Source organism: Ochrobactrum sp. EDr1-4 (genome assembly GCF_049199085.1).
Lineage (GTDB): Bacteria > Pseudomonadota > Alphaproteobacteria > Rhizobiales > Rhizobiaceae > Brucella.
In genome coordinates this window covers 132,066-147,083 of sequence record NZ_JBLZOF010000007.1, presented here as the reverse complement: position 1 = coordinate 147,083, position 15,018 = coordinate 132,066, and the positions used below count along the sequence as shown (strand labels likewise).

The following is a 15,018-nucleotide window of genomic DNA, read 5'->3' as shown; positions in this document are numbered from 1 at the left end:
GATTAGCCCTCAATCTTTTCGACAGCATGATCTTTTCCGAAAACTGGTTCCCACTTTTCGGGATCCTGCGCCAAACTTGCTATACGCGTGGTGCGGGGAAGCGCTGCAACTTTGCCGTCAGCGACGAGCACCAGATCTATGCCCAGCGGAAACAACGCGCCATTTTCACGCCATTGCGCAGCAAAATCCTGCGGCAAACCATCAACGGTCAGCACAGTTTCATTCTTGATGCCCGGGCCTTTGAGGCTGAAACCCTGCCCGCTCGTCAAAGACGAAACCGCCAGAACAACAGTCGTCGAACGATCCGGAAATTCAGGATCTCCCTGCGCGAAGGAAGAAAGTGCCGGCAACGATTGCGCATCCGTTACAAGTGCGAACTGCGCTTTCGACTGATCGCCGACGAGTGGTGCACCGGTATGGAATGTCAGCCATGCCGTTGCGTCCTGATTGGCTGCTATTTCAGCATCGACCCAGACGCTTGCGTCGTGATCAAGAAGCGTTGCTGCAATGAGGCCAAGCTCAGGCGTGAGCGGCTTTGATGGCGCAGCCGCACCAGGCAGCGAATGGATACGACCAGGATTGGCCATTGCGTGCATGAGCGCATGAAACGCCGACTGCGCTTCATTGACTGGATCAGCCAGTCCGCCTTCAAATGCAGAAGAAGAATGGAGCATCAATTGTCTCCCCGAACCATTGTGAAGAAATCGACTTTCGTGGCAGCAGCCTCATTGCGCCGTTTTGCATCCGCAGTATCGACACGACCACGCAATGCATTGAGCACGCTGCTTTCGATTGCATCGCGGGTGGCCTCGTCGAGCCAGAGTGCATCAAACAATGCAGCGAGCTTCGCCTTTTCCTGATCACGTCCCAGCGCATAGGAGTGCCCAACCGAGCCATTCGCCAGACGAACAGTTGCGCGGGTGACGGTTGCCTCGCCAACATTGAACGGGGCACCGCCGCCGCCAATACGACCGCGCATCATAACCAGCCCGGTTTCCGGACCACGCAAAACTTCAAATTCGGGCTTGTCTGCCCAGTTCTGCCAGAACGTCTTCAATTCTTCGCCGCTTGCGCGAGCGAGAAGCGCCATACTGGCCTGACGTGCTGCCTGCGTTGCATCCGGCGCCAAATTGCTTTTAGCGGCGGAGCCACCTCCACTTTCAACTGTGCTGTGCCGGGTAGTATGCCTCGTCGTGTTCATGAGCTTATCCGCCCTATCTAATCCGGTTGACTTGATCGCCTTATTTGTCTATTCATATAGACAACTATACAATACCAGAATGAATACACCCTGCCAATGACAGGACGATGACAATTGACGACAAAGGCGCAGATGAAAAAGAGTGGACGGATTGAGAGAAACAGCGGTGTAGCCATCTGGCGGCAGATTGCCGACGAGATACGCGGCGACATCATGGCCGGGAAACTTGCTACGGGCGCACGCATACCTGCCGAAATGGACCTGGCAGAACGATTTGGCGTCAATCGTCACACCGTGCGCAGCGCAATTGCGGCTCTTACGCAGGAAGGCGTCCTGCGCGCGGAACAAGGACGCGGCACCTTTATCGCCAATGCAAAACGCCTCACCTACCAGATCGGGCGCCGCACGCGTATTTCGCAAGCACTCGCCCCACAAGTGAGCGAAACCCGGGGCATACTGCTCAGCTCTTCTCTGGAAATTGCGACTGCCGACATCGCTCAGGCACTCGGAATGGATATAGGCTCCGAAGCGTTACGGTTAGAGACCATGCACAGCGCTGACGGGCACCCGATCTCAATCGCCACCCACTGGATAGATTCAAATGCTTTCCCGACTTTCACCGAAGATTATGCGGCCAGCGGTTCGATCACTTCAGCATTCAAAGCGGCAGGCGTCAGCGATTATTTCAGAAAATCGACTGTGGTATCCGCCCGCCATGCCGATCCTGACGATCTCAAACACCTCAAATTATCTCCCGGTGCAATCGTGCTGACAGCCCGCGCAATCAATATCGATACCGAGGGAAAGCCCATACAATTTTCTTTGACGCGGTTTTCCGCAGACAGAATGGAATTTGTTATTGAAAGTGATAATGAAAATAACTGAAACTCGGAACTGCCTTTGGCGACATCTTCGAAATACTCACAGAGGCGATGTGGTGTATGCTCTCCGAATGACCGTAATCGATCTCACGTTCGAGCGATCCAAAAATAATCCTTGCATTACCCGGGGTACCCACACGTGAGAATGACGGCGGTGCTCTGGTTCGCCTCGATGTCGTGGGCGACACCCGGGTAGATGTTAACTGGCAGTCCTCTGACCAACTTATCCGCGAAGACGATTGCGTGGCGCATGTCGCCGTACAGATCGCGGCTTACTTTCGCGGAGCGCTTCAAGTTATCAATTTGCCTATCGCTCCCACAGGTAATCCGTTCCTGCAGGATGCATGGTCGCATCTGATGAAAGTGCGCTATGGCACGACCATCACGCATCTCGATCTGGCGCAACGCCTGGACAAGCCGACGTGGGCAAGGGCTATAGTGGTGGGCTGGAGAGGGCTAAAGCAAGCTGGGTCGACGATGAGCAGTCTCTCCTTTTCCAGAGCCGCCGCGATCTTTTGGCGGGCGAAGTATGAACTCCCCGAAAAGCCTCCAATCGTAAGTCGACCCATTTGACGCCATTAATAGCTCCAAACGCGTCTGGAGCGCTTTGAAAAGAGTCATGAATTCTCGCTCTAATCCAAGCGTGTAAAACGAAGCCTCAATACACTTTTGAAAGACATAGCTGAAAAGTGGCCATCGGGACGACGTCATCAAAAGCACGATGCACTTCTTGAAACGTTTCTGATCGAACTGTTCAATTTTTATAGACAGTATGTTTATCGGAATAAAATAAACGTTATGATCGAATATCAAAATTAAGCTGTATGAATATTTCAAATGAACTGAAAAATTCAACGGGCCCTAATGCTACAATCCATTATCATTAAAGTCATTGCATTTCCGCTTCTTCTTGGCGCAATTCTGGCGCTTGCAACTTACCGACTTGAGCAGCAGCGAAATCTGGTCATCGCGTTTCTCGCTCCGTTGTTTGCATGTGTCATCATAATCGTTTTAGACGGTTTTCCAGGCTTTCCACCGGTGAGAGCTGCACATAAATTTCCGTACATACTGTTTGCTGGAGGTTTATTTTTTGCAATTTCCGCAAGGCTGTCTTTTCGTCGAAGTATCATTTATTGGGGCCTGGCTTTTGCATTGACGGTAGCCCTGCCGACTTGGTGGATGGGAAAATCTATTCTGATGAATAACAGTCAAAAAGCGACTGTCGTTACAATTCTCGTTTTTCTAACCGTGGCCGGCGCCTTCCTGTATAGATGTTTTGCAGTAGCTAAGGCAAAGCCTTTGCCCAACGTTCTTCCACAAGCCGTATTTGCCACGTCAGTCGCTGGTGCTTTGATTGCAATACTAGGCGGATATATGGGTATGTTGATGTTCAACGCCGCTCTGTCCGTCATGTTTGGGGGCTATTTATTCGTCTCTTATGTGCGATATCTCAGAGGTGATGCACAGGCTTTTGCGCTTAAAGGACAAGGCGCACTCGCTATAAGTTGGGTCGCTTTTATTGGCGTGCTCGTCACGGGTATTCTTGCACCCAAAGCCTCGGGCTCAGCGCTTATCCTGGCGACCTGCACTCTCACAGCTGTGCCATTGTCATATGTTTACGCACCTGTAGCGGGTCGCGTGCCCTATCTGCTTCGACCACTCCTTTTAGGAGTAATAGTAGCCGTCCCTGCACTTGCAGGTATTCTCGTGGCTGGCATGCAGTTTGCTGGCTGATACGTCCAATCGAAAAGGAAATCCAAATGAAATTTCTTGCGACAACCGCAACTGTTCTCGGGCTGGTAATGGCCGGAAACGCCTTTGCCGCAGACGCTTACGATATTGATCCTACCCATGCATGGGTTAGCTTCAAGACCAACCACAATGGCTGGGCTAATGCACATGGCACATTCAAAGATGTATCTGGTACGATTTCATTTGATAAAGACAACGTTGAGAACAGTTCGTTTGACCTGAAAATTCAGGCTGCCAGCATCGATACCAATCATGAGCAGCGTGATACGCACCTCAAGAGCCCTGATTTTTTGAACGCTGAAGAATTTCCAGAAATTACCTACAAGAGCACGAAAATTGAAAAGACCGGCGACAAAACTGCGAAAGTAACCGGCGACTTGTCGATTGCTGGAAATAGTAAGCCTGTTACACTTGAAGTGATCTGGAATGAAGAATCAGGTTTGCCTTGGGATGCCAGTAAAATTAAAACCGGTTTTTCAGCAACCGGTGAGTTCGATGCAACAGAATTCAATATTCCAAAACTAGCTGATTCTGGCCTTGGACCTAACTTCAAGCTCGACATTGATGTTGAAGCTTTGAAGAAGTAACTTTAATTTATGCGTTTAAAATCAGACGTATAGCTGAGCATTTATCAGTCAGCGAGGTATTACTACGTGCCCCTCATCAACATTGATGAGGGATAAGGTCAAAATTTGAAGCACTGCCGGGGCAACTCCCCCGGCAGTGCTTTTTCAATGATTAGTCCACAAGACCCTAGGCAATAACATAGTCACCACGGTCAGGTGACTGACGCGCACCACCTGCAGAAATAACAACATACTGCTTGCCGGTCTCCAGCGAGCGGTAAGTCAATGGCCCACCCTGGCTACCCACGGGCAACCTTGCCTTCCAAACTTCCTTACCTGTCCGCCCGTCATATGCGCGGAGGTAGAAGTGTTGCGTTCCTGCAAAGAACACAAGGCCAGATTGGGTCGCAAGTGTTGGTCCAAGCGTTGGCATACCGATGGCAATGGCAGCCCCATGCGAATACCCATAGGGCCTGTATCCTGAACCGTTCCGACAGGTAGCTGCCAAACAAGCTGATGCGTTTTCAGATCAACCGCCGTGAGTGTACCAATTGGTGGCGCCTGACATGGCACACCAAGAGGCGAGAGTGTGCCAAGCTGAGGAACTACGCCCATTTCGATGCTGTTGCCAGCTTTACCCTGATCACGAAGGATCATGTAATTGGCAAGACCAAGACGCATATCATTGACAAACATGTAGCTGGCCGTCGGATCAATAGAGACCGACCCCCAATTCATGCCGCCGAGCGAACCCGGCATTTGCAACGCGCGGTCAAGACCCGGAGGGGTAAAAACACCCTCAGGACGCATACCCTTAAACCGATAGACCAACTCCCGCGAATACGGGTCCTTCATGGGAACGGTCAGCGGAAAGCGAGCGATTAGTTCTCTCGTGGTGGCATTGTCGATGAACGTCGCTGTTGCAACCTGGCTTCCCGCCGTTATTTTCACTTTTATGCGACGATCATTGGTCTGCTTTCAGCATCCGATAATTCCTTTACATGCGGAGGTGGTTACGACAGCCTGAGGTCCGACAAGCTTCCTTATCGGAATCTGGAAAATGGGCCTTTCACCTTGCTCAAATTCCTGACTATGCTCTCCATGTCCCGAGGCTGAGACTGCTTACCGAACCGTGTCTGGCGCTCATCAGATGCAAAGACGTAGCGCACCGCGCTTCAACGATCTGTCCATTGCATTCCTTCACGAGTGCGGTCTGATTGGCCCGCAGTAAGCCGCGAAGGAAGTCTGCATCGTGGGAGGCGATGAACAGAAACCGAGGGCCAATTAGCAAGGCAATATGGCTGCCATTGCTGTCCAGACCATTTTGTCCTGATGACCGGACGATCCGATGTCAGGAGTAGAGGAGCGGAGGCCGGGTTTGCAGGATGCGCCAGTGCATCGTTTTGATCGATGTTTCGACCTCATCATGCCCTGGTAGGGTGTTCAACGTATTGAATATGGCCGACTATTTAGCCACGGCAAGTAGGCCGAGCAGATATTCTGTAAACGTGGCTGGTTCTCCCCCCGACCGCTTCTCCTGATATTTCCTTTCAGCCTTCCCACTTACTCGGCGGAAATCCTCAATCCACCACTCCCGAAACATGTGAATGTCTTCAGGCCATCGCAGGGGAAGCGACAGTATAAAGCGCCTCCAGGCTGATCTGCTCTCCCAAGTCCAATCCGCGAGATGACCGTGCCGGTATAGCAGTTCAAGGGTTTCCGCAGCATTGGTGTCCAGCGGCTGGAAATACTTGGTTTCGAAGATCTGCGCGACGGCCGGATCGTGGCCCTCATTTCGTACTGGCGGTTTTAGAACCCTATTGCCTCGGGTGCCATTGCCAGGACGACGTAATAGAGGCCGATAAAAAACCCGGCCGCCATGGCATCGCGCATCATGGTGACGGCTTGCTGTTTGCTCAGGGTGATCTCGTAGATGAATGATGTTTTGGGGGCGATCATCTCCGCGAGCTTGTGGATGGCCGCCGCTCGCCCGCCACCGGTCCCGGTGAGCTCCCTGGAGACCTCATCGCATTGATCCAAACGCCATCGAGCTGCAGCTTGTCATAGGCAGAGGACTTGCCGTACCCGTTGGGGCCGCCCAGAATGATTCAAGATGGCTTAGCCAATGATTACCGCCCCATGGCGGCATGAACACGAATGTCCTCGTGTTCGATTCGATCCTTGACCTTTTTCGCCAGATCCTTGGCGGAGATCGGCAAGCCCAGACGACGGCGCTCGGCAATTGCTTCGCGGCCGATTTCCTTGAGGGCTTCCTCGTTCTCGTCGTACTTCTTCAAAAGCATCGTCGATCTCCTATCAACTCAATATAGCGCGTCCGGCCCGCTGCTGCAAATCAGGGTGTTTCGACTTCGAACGAAAGATAGGGGAAGGTCGTATCGATGGTCGCATAGTGTTTGATCTCATAGGCGGGCAACGTGATCGGGAATGCTCCCGAACCGTCCACGGAGAAGTGCGGCGGCTATGGTTTATCTTATTTGGTCCATGGAGGAATTGCGGCCTTTGCGATCATACTATTTTTTTTAGGCCGCAACGCCATCTTTGCGAAGGCAAAGGAAACTACCAAGCCTGTTTCAATTCCGATACATTACATTTAAACTCTTGTTTTCCAACTAGTTATCATGACGTTGTTAGTTAAGACCTATCTGGTTGTTCGGCTTCGCCTGGGTTGGGATTTTCGGCCAGACAGGTACCAATATTTATTGAGCAGCGAAGGCTGCTGACTTTGCCCCTAAATGCCGCCGATGAAGGGCGCACTTCTGCAATAATATGATGTTCACAAACTGAGGAGTTGGGGCCGATCCTCAATTATCTATAGAAGTGCGATCTCCTTATTTTATTTTGGATGGCATGCGCGACCTAAGCTTTTCCCATCCTTTGAATAATCCACGATTGCTCGTGTTTTCAAAAATCTCGTCTGGTCCATTTGGGTCGAGTATCTCATTTTCGGCCAACCACTCTTCTAACCCCGATAGCTCGGGTAATTCATAAGGAACCAAACTCCGTCCGTTACCACGAAGTTCATCGATAGTAGCAATCAGAGAACCAGTTTCCTTAAGTGTCTGGGATACGACTGTGACATCAACACCGAGATGTTCAGCGAGCAAATCATTTCGAAGGTTGGCTATCTGGGCGCTCAGTGGCTTTTCGTCATTCATATCGGTAGAAAAAATAACATCACATTCTGTATCCAACCGCATTGAGCGATTGTTGAAATTTGATGATCCAACACGCAGAACTTCATCGTCCACCACCATAACTTTCGCATGAACATAAATTGGTTCACCACCCTCAGTCTGAGGATGGAACATACGCAAGCGGTGGTTTCGGTCCAGGCGCTGTAGAGCCTCCATTAATTTTGCTCGTGCAGTATTCATTGCTATTGGTTCGAGCCACCCCTCGGCAGAGTGCGGCGTCACAATTATGATTTCAGGAGGATTCTCCTCCAAAAGGCGCTGGGCAATTGCATGGGCTATCTTGCGCGATGCAAAATATTGGCTCTCCGCATAGATCATACGCTTCGCATGACCGATCATATCAAGCCAAGCCGTTTCTATCTCATGAATAGCTTCCTGATTGCTCATCTTAGGAAGGGTCCGAGCAATTCCGAGCTTTAGATCTTGAAACGTCGGATTTAGCTTATGAGGCCAGCAATCGTGGGTTTGCTCGCATGGCTGTAAAGCTTCCTTTGTAGCAGCCTTCCAACGAGCACGCGCCAAATCCCCGATCGCTTTGGCAGCATCTCCATCAAACACGCTGGTAGCATCGTGCCACGGTGTTTGGATGTGGCCGTCAGGACTGGTTCGCCTGGGATCGCCATCTATATGTTCGCGCGTATCCCAGCGCTGCATCGTTAGATCGATGCCGCCGCAAAAGGCAAGACTGTCATCAATGGCAACGATCTTCTGGTGGTGTGATCCTGCAATGGGATGCTTTGCATCCAGCCTCAACGTAATACGAGGATGTGCCTTCCACCGCAATATCGTCCAGAGCGTGTTACCGCGCAGCATAGCTTTGAACGCACCCGTGTCCCAGCGCAAAAGACGGATTTCCAGTGAAGGTGTGCGATCCGCAAGCCATAAAATGAAATCACCAAGCCGCTCTGGTCCGCCATCAGCGTTATCACCAAACGTGATACGAGTGTCAAAATCCCAGCCGACGAGCATAATTGAACGTTTGGCGTTCAGGAGCGCATTGCGCAGAAATATGAAATAGTCAGCCCCGTCAACAATGAAGGCAAACCGATCCGCACTCTCAATGCGCCAGCAGTTTTCTCCTGGACGCAGCAGTGGATTTTCACGCTTTGAACGCACGAACTGCCTCGACAAGACGCTTCATATCCGTTGGTTTTCCGAGGTTATTGACGGCAGCCAGAACACCATAGCGAGCAAGTTCTGTGTCAGACGTGGCGCTCGTAAGCACGAAAGGAATACCGCGAGATTGCAACTTAAGCGCAACAGGGGTTACTTTCTCCCGACCGAGGTTAAAGTCAAGAACGGCGGCGTAAGGGCTGTCTTGTTCCAGTAGATCTAAGGCGGAGCTGACAGATCCTACCGGACCTAGTACCAGAAACCCTCCGTCCTCAAGTGCCTGCTCAATCTCCATCGCGATAAACATCTCATCTTCCACAACAAGAATGAGGTCTTTGTTTTTGATGTCGTCCACCGTGATTTTATTCATATCCTCACACTGCAATTCTGATCGTGGCGATTAAACCATTCTTCTCGTAGTTTAGTTCCACGGTTCCGCCAGCTTGAGCCGCCGTCGCCTTGATTAAACTCGTGCCGTATCCCGTACGGACAGGCTCCTGAACTGTCGGGCCATTCTCTTCGCGCCAGTGACACACGACGTATGTACGGTCTTTCGGACCAAGCTCCAAGCGCCAAGAAATATCAACTTCGCCGTCTGATACAGAAAGAGCCCCGTACTTCACGGCGTTTGTAGTAAGTTCGTGAAAAATCATGCTAACAGGCAGAACTTTTGAAGCTGCTATTTCCACGGATGGACCAACACATCGAATCCGATTTAAGCCTGGTTCGCTAACGGATTGTTTCACCAGCAAGTCAAAATCAGCGGTCTCGTTCGTGGCAGCTATTTCCTGTGCGCGGAACGTCGTTTCCAATCGCCCCAGCAGCACCTGGCGAAATTCGGCCGCCGTTACGTCCTTCACCTCTGTTTGCATTGCGATTGCGCGCACAACGGAGAATAAATTCTTCATCCGATGGCGTGTTTCAGAAATGATAAACTCCATTTCCGCCGTTTGGTGCTGACGCTCTGTCACATCATCGAAGAGAACAAGAATATTTGAACTATTGTCATCAGATTGAACCAAGCGGCGTGCGTCGACCAGAAAGCTGCGAGGACCAATAGACGGAAAATCGTGCTTAACCTCAAATCCAATGACGGCAACCGCTCTGGGAATGACTGCAGCGATCAGATGTCGTAGTTCCGTGATATTCCACTGTCCATCGCCAAGACTAAAGAAGCTCTTATCGAGGATGTCATCCCGCTCCACTTTAAACGTTTTGATGAAAGCATTGTTTGCAGTTATCACGTGCAAATTCTGATTAAGAACCACGATCGGCTGGGTCATCGTATCCACAACGCCCTGTGCTTGCACATGCCCGCTTCTAAGGAGACGGTAAAGATCTTCTAACATAGTGTATCCATAAGTTCCTGACAAAGCCAAAGCGAGCCACTTCAGCCAATAGGTTTGGAGGTTTCTAGCCATATCTGAATTAAAGACGGCAAGAAGTTAAGAGTGTTGATCCCGGCGCTATGCGAAATTGCTAATATAAACCGTTGCAACCACAAAATGGTTGCATGGAATTCAAGGATTTCTGATATTTGAATCAGTTTTGCACTATTTCCCGGCTCGGCGACTGTAATGAATCTTATAATTTAACCACATCGAAAACGGCAGAAATTTAAATTTTTATGATGGGACGTAATTCCACCGTTTTTTGATAATCTTAGTCACTCATCCAGAATTAGTAGGAAACTTATAAGAAAATATTGCAGAGTATATTTATCTGATCTCGTTACTAGTGCAGAAGATAAAAGCAAGAGGAATATTCATGCCTATGATATTTACATCATCGTAATTTATACATCTAAATGAGATCTATAATTGGCTCCGATATGTCATAGACACTGTCAACATACGAAAGAGCCAGCTTAAAAAAAGCGAGCCGCAAGGCTCGCTTTTAATTCATTAAAGGTATCGGTTTCTTTCTCGTTCAATCTCTTCTGACGTATAGGGTTCAGCGTTGGGATCAAAATTCTGCCAGCCTTCGCGGGTATATACCTCGCGACGTGCGACAACATCAACGCGTGATGCGCCTGCCAGAATTGCGTCTGCTTCAGCTGCCCTGTTTTCAGGGACGCGCGCAGTCACCAGTGAGCCACCACGACGGACGCTTTCCGCATAAACATGCGCATCCTCTTCTGAAACGCCCGACTCCGTCAGTGCTCCAATAAGGCCACCTGCTACGCCACCAACCACGGCACCACCAACTGCACCGGCCAGAGTCGCTGCGAGCCAACCCGCAGCGACAACCGGACCAACACCCGGGATCGCCATAATTCCCAAGCCGGTTAACAAACCGCCGGCACCGCCGATTGCCGCACCTATTCCGGCGCCCACACCCGCACCTGCTCCAGCATTGCTTTCACCTTCCCGGTGATGAGAAACGATAGAAATATCATCAGACGGAAAGCCAGCAGCTTCCAAGCGGTTAACTGCATCTTTCGCCGCATCATAATTATCAAATAGTCCGGTAACAGTTTTCATTTTACGCTCCGATAAAGATTGTTTTGAAAGATGAAGGCGGCTCTGAAACGAGCTTTACATTGCCTTCGTGGTTACATTTCCCTGATAATCAAGCTGGACCTGAACCTTGTCTGCCCCCTTCATTGCAGAGGCATTCCAAATCCCATCTTCCCCGAGCTTAAGATCCATGACACCACTATATCCGGCTTCTTCAATTCGGGATTTTGCCTGATCCTCAGTGAAGCTATTCTCGCCTTTCACTGGTGCGTCGGGGTTCTTATCGCTTGGTGTACTAACCGCCGGCGTCTCTTTCGCCGTCGAACCCGTATCGGGAGCCGAAGTTTGAGCAAAGGCAACAGAAGGCGCAAGAAAACATGCGCCGACTAGCGCTATGGTGCTGATTTTCATGATGTTTCTCCAATATTCAAACTTATTGTTTGGATACTGAATAAACGCATGAATACGTTATCGGTTCCGTGAGCTAAGCGTTTGTATGAAGAATAACTGTGCCACCCTCCTTGATTGTCACGAGCTTGCCCCCGATTACGTTTTAAACTCTTATCTTAACGAACATTTTTTCCGAGAAGTGTTTTAAACCTCTTTGAATGGGCCCTAATAAATTCCGTGCATCACTGCATCGTAATGATCTTCAATGGCTGTGGTGCAGTCGCATGACTTTTTACGCAAAGCGGCCTCATCCTCAATGATAACAACACCACGCTTTGTTGAAATAACCCCTTCTGCGCGGAGTTGCCCTATCGTCCTTGTTACAAACGTTCGTCCTACACCAAGCATTTCGGATAACTGGTCATGGGTGAGTTCAAAATGATCTGAGTTTGTTCTGGCAGATGCAGACAGCAGCCATTTTGCCGTTCGCTGGGTAATTGTGTGGGTTGCGTTGCAGGCTGCCGTTTGAAAGACTTGCGCCATCAGGCAATCTGAGTATCGCGCAAACCAGTGACGTAAAGTTATCGATTCCATTTTGACCTGCTCAAGAGCAGATGTTTTAATCCTGTAGAACCGCCCGGAATTACGCACTATTGCTGTTGCGTAGGCTTGAAGGCTACCATTTGAAACGATGCCACCTATTGCACCTTCTCTGCCGATTAGTGCAATTTCGACGGCACTGTTGTCCTCATCAACCCATCTCTGAAAACTGGCCATCGCGGGTCCGCAAGGAAACCATGTATTTACAACATCGTCACCGGCTTTATGCAAAATAGTAAGTGCCTCCAGATCAGCGGTAATTGTATGGGGGAGCAATTTTTTCCGATCCTCCTCGCTGAGCATCATCAACAGCAGGTTATCTGAGAAATCTTGCATCGATTGAATGCTCATCGAAAGCGTTTCCTTTATTCACTCTGGAACTGTCCATAAGTGGACAGATGGTTGCCGTTTGATATGTTACTTTTAGACATAACGAATATAGCTGATTGGAAATTTGGATTTGCCGATAGCGGAAATGAAAAGAAGCCAATCGACAAGCTTTGTGGTGCATTGCAAACGAATAATTCACCATTGTTATTATCAGACCCCTCGACAAATACCCGTTTGATTTGACTTCGTGAGAAAGTGTGCCGTTCGTAATGTCCCTATCTGAGCCGGTTAACCTCACAAATTGCGATCGCGAACCTATTCATATTCCGGGCTCAATACAGACACATGGTTTTATGCTTGTTGTTGATCCGGTAAGCCAGCGCTTGCTGTATGCCTCTTCCAATGTTGCTTCATTAACGGGCTATAGTGGCGATTTGATCCCTGGAACGGAAATTTCATTGATCATCGGCGAGAAAAATGCGCATGATTTTCGCAATGCTGCCGCCAAAGCAAGAGAACCAGGTCTATCTTCAATCTTAATAGGCTTGGGATTTCCTGGACGGCCAACGTTGTTCGATGCCATCGTTCACTCACACAATGGTAAGACTTTTATCGAGTTTGAACCTTGCCATGATCGTGGCCAGACAGCAAGACAAGAGCTGGATCTGACGCGCTCAGTCATTCACAGGCTCGGACGCGAGGAAAGCGTTGATCTTGCGGCAACAGCGGCCGCACGTCTCATGCGTGCCATGCTCGGTTATGATCGGGTGATGGATTATCGCTTTCTTCATAACGGCGCCGGTCGTGTTATTGCTGAGGCGAAATCGGCATCATTAACGAGCTTTATGGGACAGCATTTTCCAGCAAGTGATATTCCAGTTCAGGCGCGCAGGCTCTACATTAACAATACCATTCGGATGATTTCCGATACGACATCCAACCCTGTAGCGTTGACCCCTGCACTGAGCCTGGGTGAAGAACCAGTTGATATGTCGTTTGCGCAGTTGCGAAGTGTTTCGCCAATTCATTGTCAGTACCTGAACAATATGGGTGTCGCAGCTTCGCTTTCTATATCCGTAATCGTGGATAGAGAACTCTGGGGATTGATTGCATGCCATCATGACGCACCCAAAGTGACACCTCTGCCGCTGCGTACTGGTGCCGAATTGTTCGGCCAGTATTTTTCACTTCACATTGCCGCCTGCGAACGCCACGCAACACTGCAAGCTGCTGCCGATGTGCGAGCCAAGTTGGATACCATCGTTTCTCGACTTGGCGTGAATAGTTCGATGCGTGAAGACCTCATTGGACAATTGCCCGAATTTGCGAAACTTGTTTCCAGTCACGGTGCTGTGATATGGATGAATGACACGTGGTTTCAGCATGGCGATACGCTGGATCAACACTCTACCCTACATCTTCTTAAAAGGGCCAGAGAACAGAACAGCGCCCCCGTATTCTCAATGCCGAGCTAAATCACCGGGTTAAAAACATTCTTTCTCTGGTCAAATCTATCGCCAAACAAACAGGCATGGGGGCACAGAATGTCGAAGGCTATGCACACACACTGGAAGGACGCCTTCGGGCACTCGCAGTCGCACATGATCACTCTCTCGACATTACGAAAAGTGGGCTGATTAAGACGCTGATTGAAAGCGAGGCTAATCTTTATCGCGACAGTGCAGGTTCGGACAAAGTTTCCCTTAAAGGTGAAGCTCTCAGTCTGGATCAGCGCGCCTACAGTGTACTGTCACTTGTTGTACATGAGATGATGACCAATGCAGCAAAATATGGCGCACTCTCCACGAGCAATGGCCGGTTGGATATTAGCTGGCATCTCGAAGCGAATGGAGAATGCAGGATTGTCTGGCAGGAGAGCCAAGGTCCTGTCGTTGTACAGCCGACAAACACCGGCTTTGGAACCAAGCTGATCAGAAGCTCATTTGAATATGACTTACCGGGAAAAGTTCATATCGAACACAAGTCCGATGGGCTCTACGCAACATTTCAAATTCCCGCAGCATATGTTGGTTCAGAAGAACTCATGATGATCAGGGAGGCTCCATTATATATATCAGAAAAACCTCAACTGAAGGGCACTTCCATTCTCGTAGTTGAAGATCAGAGTCTTATCGCTATGGACGTGGAAGACACACTGCGCGAAATGGGTGCGCAGGACATAAGACTGGTCAGTGATGCCGAAGAGGCTATGGCTGCCCTTTCGACTTTCAAATTGCACATAGCGATCCTGGATTTCAATCTTGGCTCCATTACGTTAGAGACTGTCGCAGAGTATCTTTCTGAACGCGGAATTCCATTCATTTTCATGACTGGATATAGTGATCAGTCATCCATTCCTGAACGCTTCCGGCATATCGAAGTTATCCGCAAACCTATCGATATTTCATCGCTCATTATAAAGTTGAATTCAATGATTAATGCACAGATCTGATCGAAAGGGATGTGCTCTCAATAATCGTTATTTTTAATTTTGATAGTTTTAAACTTGAT

Annotated in this window: 16 protein-coding genes and 2 pseudogenes; 6 read left to right on the top strand and 12 right to left on the bottom strand. The window is 49.6% G+C overall.

Features of this window, described 5'->3' with window-relative positions; genetic code table 11:
- Nucleotides 1-2 precede the first annotated feature (2 nt).
- Nucleotides 3-674, bottom strand: a complete 672-nt coding sequence (gene phnH / locus ACOZHT_RS19085; RefSeq protein ID WP_339511837.1) for a phosphonate C-P lyase system protein PhnH — start codon at nucleotides 672-674, stop codon at nucleotides 3-5.
- On the bottom strand, nucleotides 674-1,201 hold the full coding sequence (gene phnG, locus ACOZHT_RS19080; protein WP_339511835.1) for a phosphonate C-P lyase system protein PhnG: 528 nt from the start codon (nucleotides 1,199-1,201) through the stop codon (nucleotides 674-676). Before phnG ends, phnH begins: the two co-directional genes overlap by 1 nt.
- Before the next feature lie 132 nt (nucleotides 1,202-1,333).
- Here phnG and phnF point away from each other — a divergent pair, with 132 nt between their 5' ends.
- From phnF to ACOZHT_RS19060, 4 genes are all read left to right on the top strand, one after another.
- Nucleotides 1,334-2,086, top strand: coding sequence for a phosphonate metabolism transcriptional regulator PhnF (gene phnF / locus ACOZHT_RS19075; RefSeq protein WP_339512078.1), 753 nt, complete (start codon nucleotides 1,334-1,336; stop codon nucleotides 2,084-2,086).
- 340 nt (nucleotides 2,087-2,426) lie between these two features.
- Nucleotides 2,427-2,615, top strand: a complete 189-nt coding sequence (locus ACOZHT_RS19070; protein ID WP_339511833.1) for a hypothetical protein — start codon at nucleotides 2,427-2,429, stop codon at nucleotides 2,613-2,615.
- A 664-nt stretch (nucleotides 2,616-3,279) separates the two neighbouring features.
- Nucleotides 3,280-3,816, top strand: a complete 537-nt coding sequence (locus tag ACOZHT_RS19065) for a hypothetical protein (RefSeq protein ID WP_421566258.1) — start codon at nucleotides 3,280-3,282, stop codon at nucleotides 3,814-3,816.
- A 68-nt stretch (nucleotides 3,817-3,884) separates the two neighbouring features.
- Nucleotides 3,885-4,421, top strand: coding sequence for a YceI family protein (locus tag ACOZHT_RS19060; RefSeq protein ID WP_421566257.1), 537 nt, complete (start codon nucleotides 3,885-3,887; stop codon nucleotides 4,419-4,421).
- 166 nt (nucleotides 4,422-4,587) lie between these two features.
- On the opposite strand, the pseudogene ACOZHT_RS19055 reads toward ACOZHT_RS19060, so the two are convergent.
- The 10 genes and pseudogenes from ACOZHT_RS19055 to ACOZHT_RS19010 all read right to left on the bottom strand — a co-directional run.
- A pseudogene (locus ACOZHT_RS19055) lies at nucleotides 4,588-5,219 on the bottom strand (membrane-bound PQQ-dependent dehydrogenase, glucose/quinate/shikimate family); the annotation flags it as partial.
- A gap of 54 nt (nucleotides 5,220-5,273) precedes the next feature.
- Nucleotides 5,274-5,351: pseudogene (locus tag ACOZHT_RS19050) on the bottom strand (hypothetical protein); the annotation flags it as partial.
- An 858-nt stretch (nucleotides 5,352-6,209) separates the two neighbouring features.
- Entirely contained in the window at nucleotides 6,210-6,440 is a 231-nt protein-coding gene (locus ACOZHT_RS19045; RefSeq protein WP_421566256.1) for a hypothetical protein, read from the bottom strand.
- A gap of 89 nt (nucleotides 6,441-6,529) precedes the next feature.
- Complete coding sequence (locus ACOZHT_RS19040; protein ID WP_421566255.1) at nucleotides 6,530-6,703, bottom strand: hypothetical protein; 174 nt, start codon at nucleotides 6,701-6,703, stop codon at nucleotides 6,530-6,532.
- 546 nt (nucleotides 6,704-7,249) lie between these two features.
- Nucleotides 7,250-8,731 (bottom strand): phospholipase D-like domain-containing protein, encoded by a 1,482-nt coding sequence (locus ACOZHT_RS19035; protein WP_421566254.1) that lies wholly within the window; start codon nucleotides 8,729-8,731, stop codon nucleotides 7,250-7,252.
- Nucleotides 8,715-9,098, bottom strand: a complete 384-nt coding sequence (locus ACOZHT_RS19030; RefSeq protein ID WP_421566253.1) for a response regulator — start codon at nucleotides 9,096-9,098, stop codon at nucleotides 8,715-8,717. Before ACOZHT_RS19030 ends, ACOZHT_RS19035 begins: the two co-directional genes overlap by 17 nt.
- 4 nt (nucleotides 9,099-9,102) lie before the next feature.
- A complete protein-coding gene (locus tag ACOZHT_RS19025) occupies nucleotides 9,103-10,077 on the bottom strand; it encodes an HWE histidine kinase domain-containing protein (protein WP_421566252.1) in 975 nt (324 codons plus the stop codon).
- Between the two features lie 555 nt (nucleotides 10,078-10,632).
- A complete protein-coding gene (locus ACOZHT_RS19020) occupies nucleotides 10,633-11,211 on the bottom strand; it encodes a general stress protein (RefSeq protein ID WP_339511819.1) in 579 nt (192 codons plus the stop codon).
- 54 nt (nucleotides 11,212-11,265) lie between these two features.
- On the bottom strand, nucleotides 11,266-11,598 hold the full coding sequence (locus ACOZHT_RS19015; protein ID WP_339511817.1) for a PepSY domain-containing protein: 333 nt from the start codon (nucleotides 11,596-11,598) through the stop codon (nucleotides 11,266-11,268).
- Between the two features lie 204 nt (nucleotides 11,599-11,802).
- Nucleotides 11,803-12,528, bottom strand: a complete 726-nt coding sequence (locus ACOZHT_RS19010) for a Crp/Fnr family transcriptional regulator (protein WP_339511815.1) — start codon at nucleotides 12,526-12,528, stop codon at nucleotides 11,803-11,805.
- Between the two features lie 332 nt (nucleotides 12,529-12,860).
- Here ACOZHT_RS19010 and ACOZHT_RS19005 point away from each other — a divergent pair, with 332 nt between their 5' ends.
- Nucleotides 12,861-13,982 (top strand): GAF domain-containing protein, encoded by a 1,122-nt coding sequence (locus ACOZHT_RS19005; RefSeq protein ID WP_421566251.1) that lies wholly within the window; start codon nucleotides 12,861-12,863, stop codon nucleotides 13,980-13,982.
- On the top strand, nucleotides 13,964-14,959 hold the full coding sequence (locus tag ACOZHT_RS19000) for an HWE histidine kinase domain-containing protein (RefSeq protein WP_339512076.1): 996 nt from the start codon (nucleotides 13,964-13,966) through the stop codon (nucleotides 14,957-14,959). The genes ACOZHT_RS19005 and ACOZHT_RS19000 overlap by 19 nt, the downstream gene beginning before the upstream one ends.
- Nucleotides 14,960-15,018 lie beyond the last annotated feature (59 nt).

Bases quoted from the DNA above. Each gene is read 5' to 3' on its own strand.
- ACOZHT_RS19020 (WP_339511819.1), bottom strand. From the start codon at position 11,211: ATGAAAACTGTTACCGGACTATTTGATAATTATGATGCGGCGAAAGAT.
- ACOZHT_RS19040 (WP_421566255.1), bottom strand. From the start codon at position 6,703: ATGCTTTTGAAGAAGTACGACGAGAACGAGGAAGCCCTCAAGGAAATC.
- phnH (WP_339511837.1), bottom strand. From the start codon at position 674: ATGCTCCATTCTTCTTCTGCATTTGAAGGCGGACTGGCTGATCCAGTC.
- ACOZHT_RS19030 (WP_421566253.1), bottom strand. From the start codon at position 9,098: ATGAATAAAATCACGGTGGACGACATCAAAAACAAAGACCTCATTCTT.
- ACOZHT_RS19015 (WP_339511817.1), bottom strand. From the start codon at position 11,598: ATGAAAATCAGCACCATAGCGCTAGTCGGCGCATGTTTTCTTGCGCCT.
- ACOZHT_RS19025 (WP_421566252.1), bottom strand. From the start codon at position 10,077: ATGTTAGAAGATCTTTACCGTCTCCTTAGAAGCGGGCATGTGCAAGCA.
- ACOZHT_RS19065 (WP_421566258.1), top strand. From the start codon at position 3,280: ATGAATAACAGTCAAAAAGCGACTGTCGTTACAATTCTCGTTTTTCTA.
- phnF (WP_339512078.1), top strand. From the start codon at position 1,334: ATGAAAAAGAGTGGACGGATTGAGAGAAACAGCGGTGTAGCCATCTGG.
- ACOZHT_RS19070 (WP_339511833.1), top strand. From the start codon at position 2,427: ATGGTCGCATCTGATGAAAGTGCGCTATGGCACGACCATCACGCATCT.
- phnG (WP_339511835.1), bottom strand. From the start codon at position 1,201: ATGAACACGACGAGGCATACTACCCGGCACAGCACAGTTGAAAGTGGA.
- ACOZHT_RS19060 (WP_421566257.1), top strand. From the start codon at position 3,885: ATGGCCGGAAACGCCTTTGCCGCAGACGCTTACGATATTGATCCTACC.
- ACOZHT_RS19010 (WP_339511815.1), bottom strand. From the start codon at position 12,528: ATGAGCATTCAATCGATGCAAGATTTCTCAGATAACCTGCTGTTGATG.
- ACOZHT_RS19005 (WP_421566251.1), top strand. From the start codon at position 12,861: ATGCTTGTTGTTGATCCGGTAAGCCAGCGCTTGCTGTATGCCTCTTCC.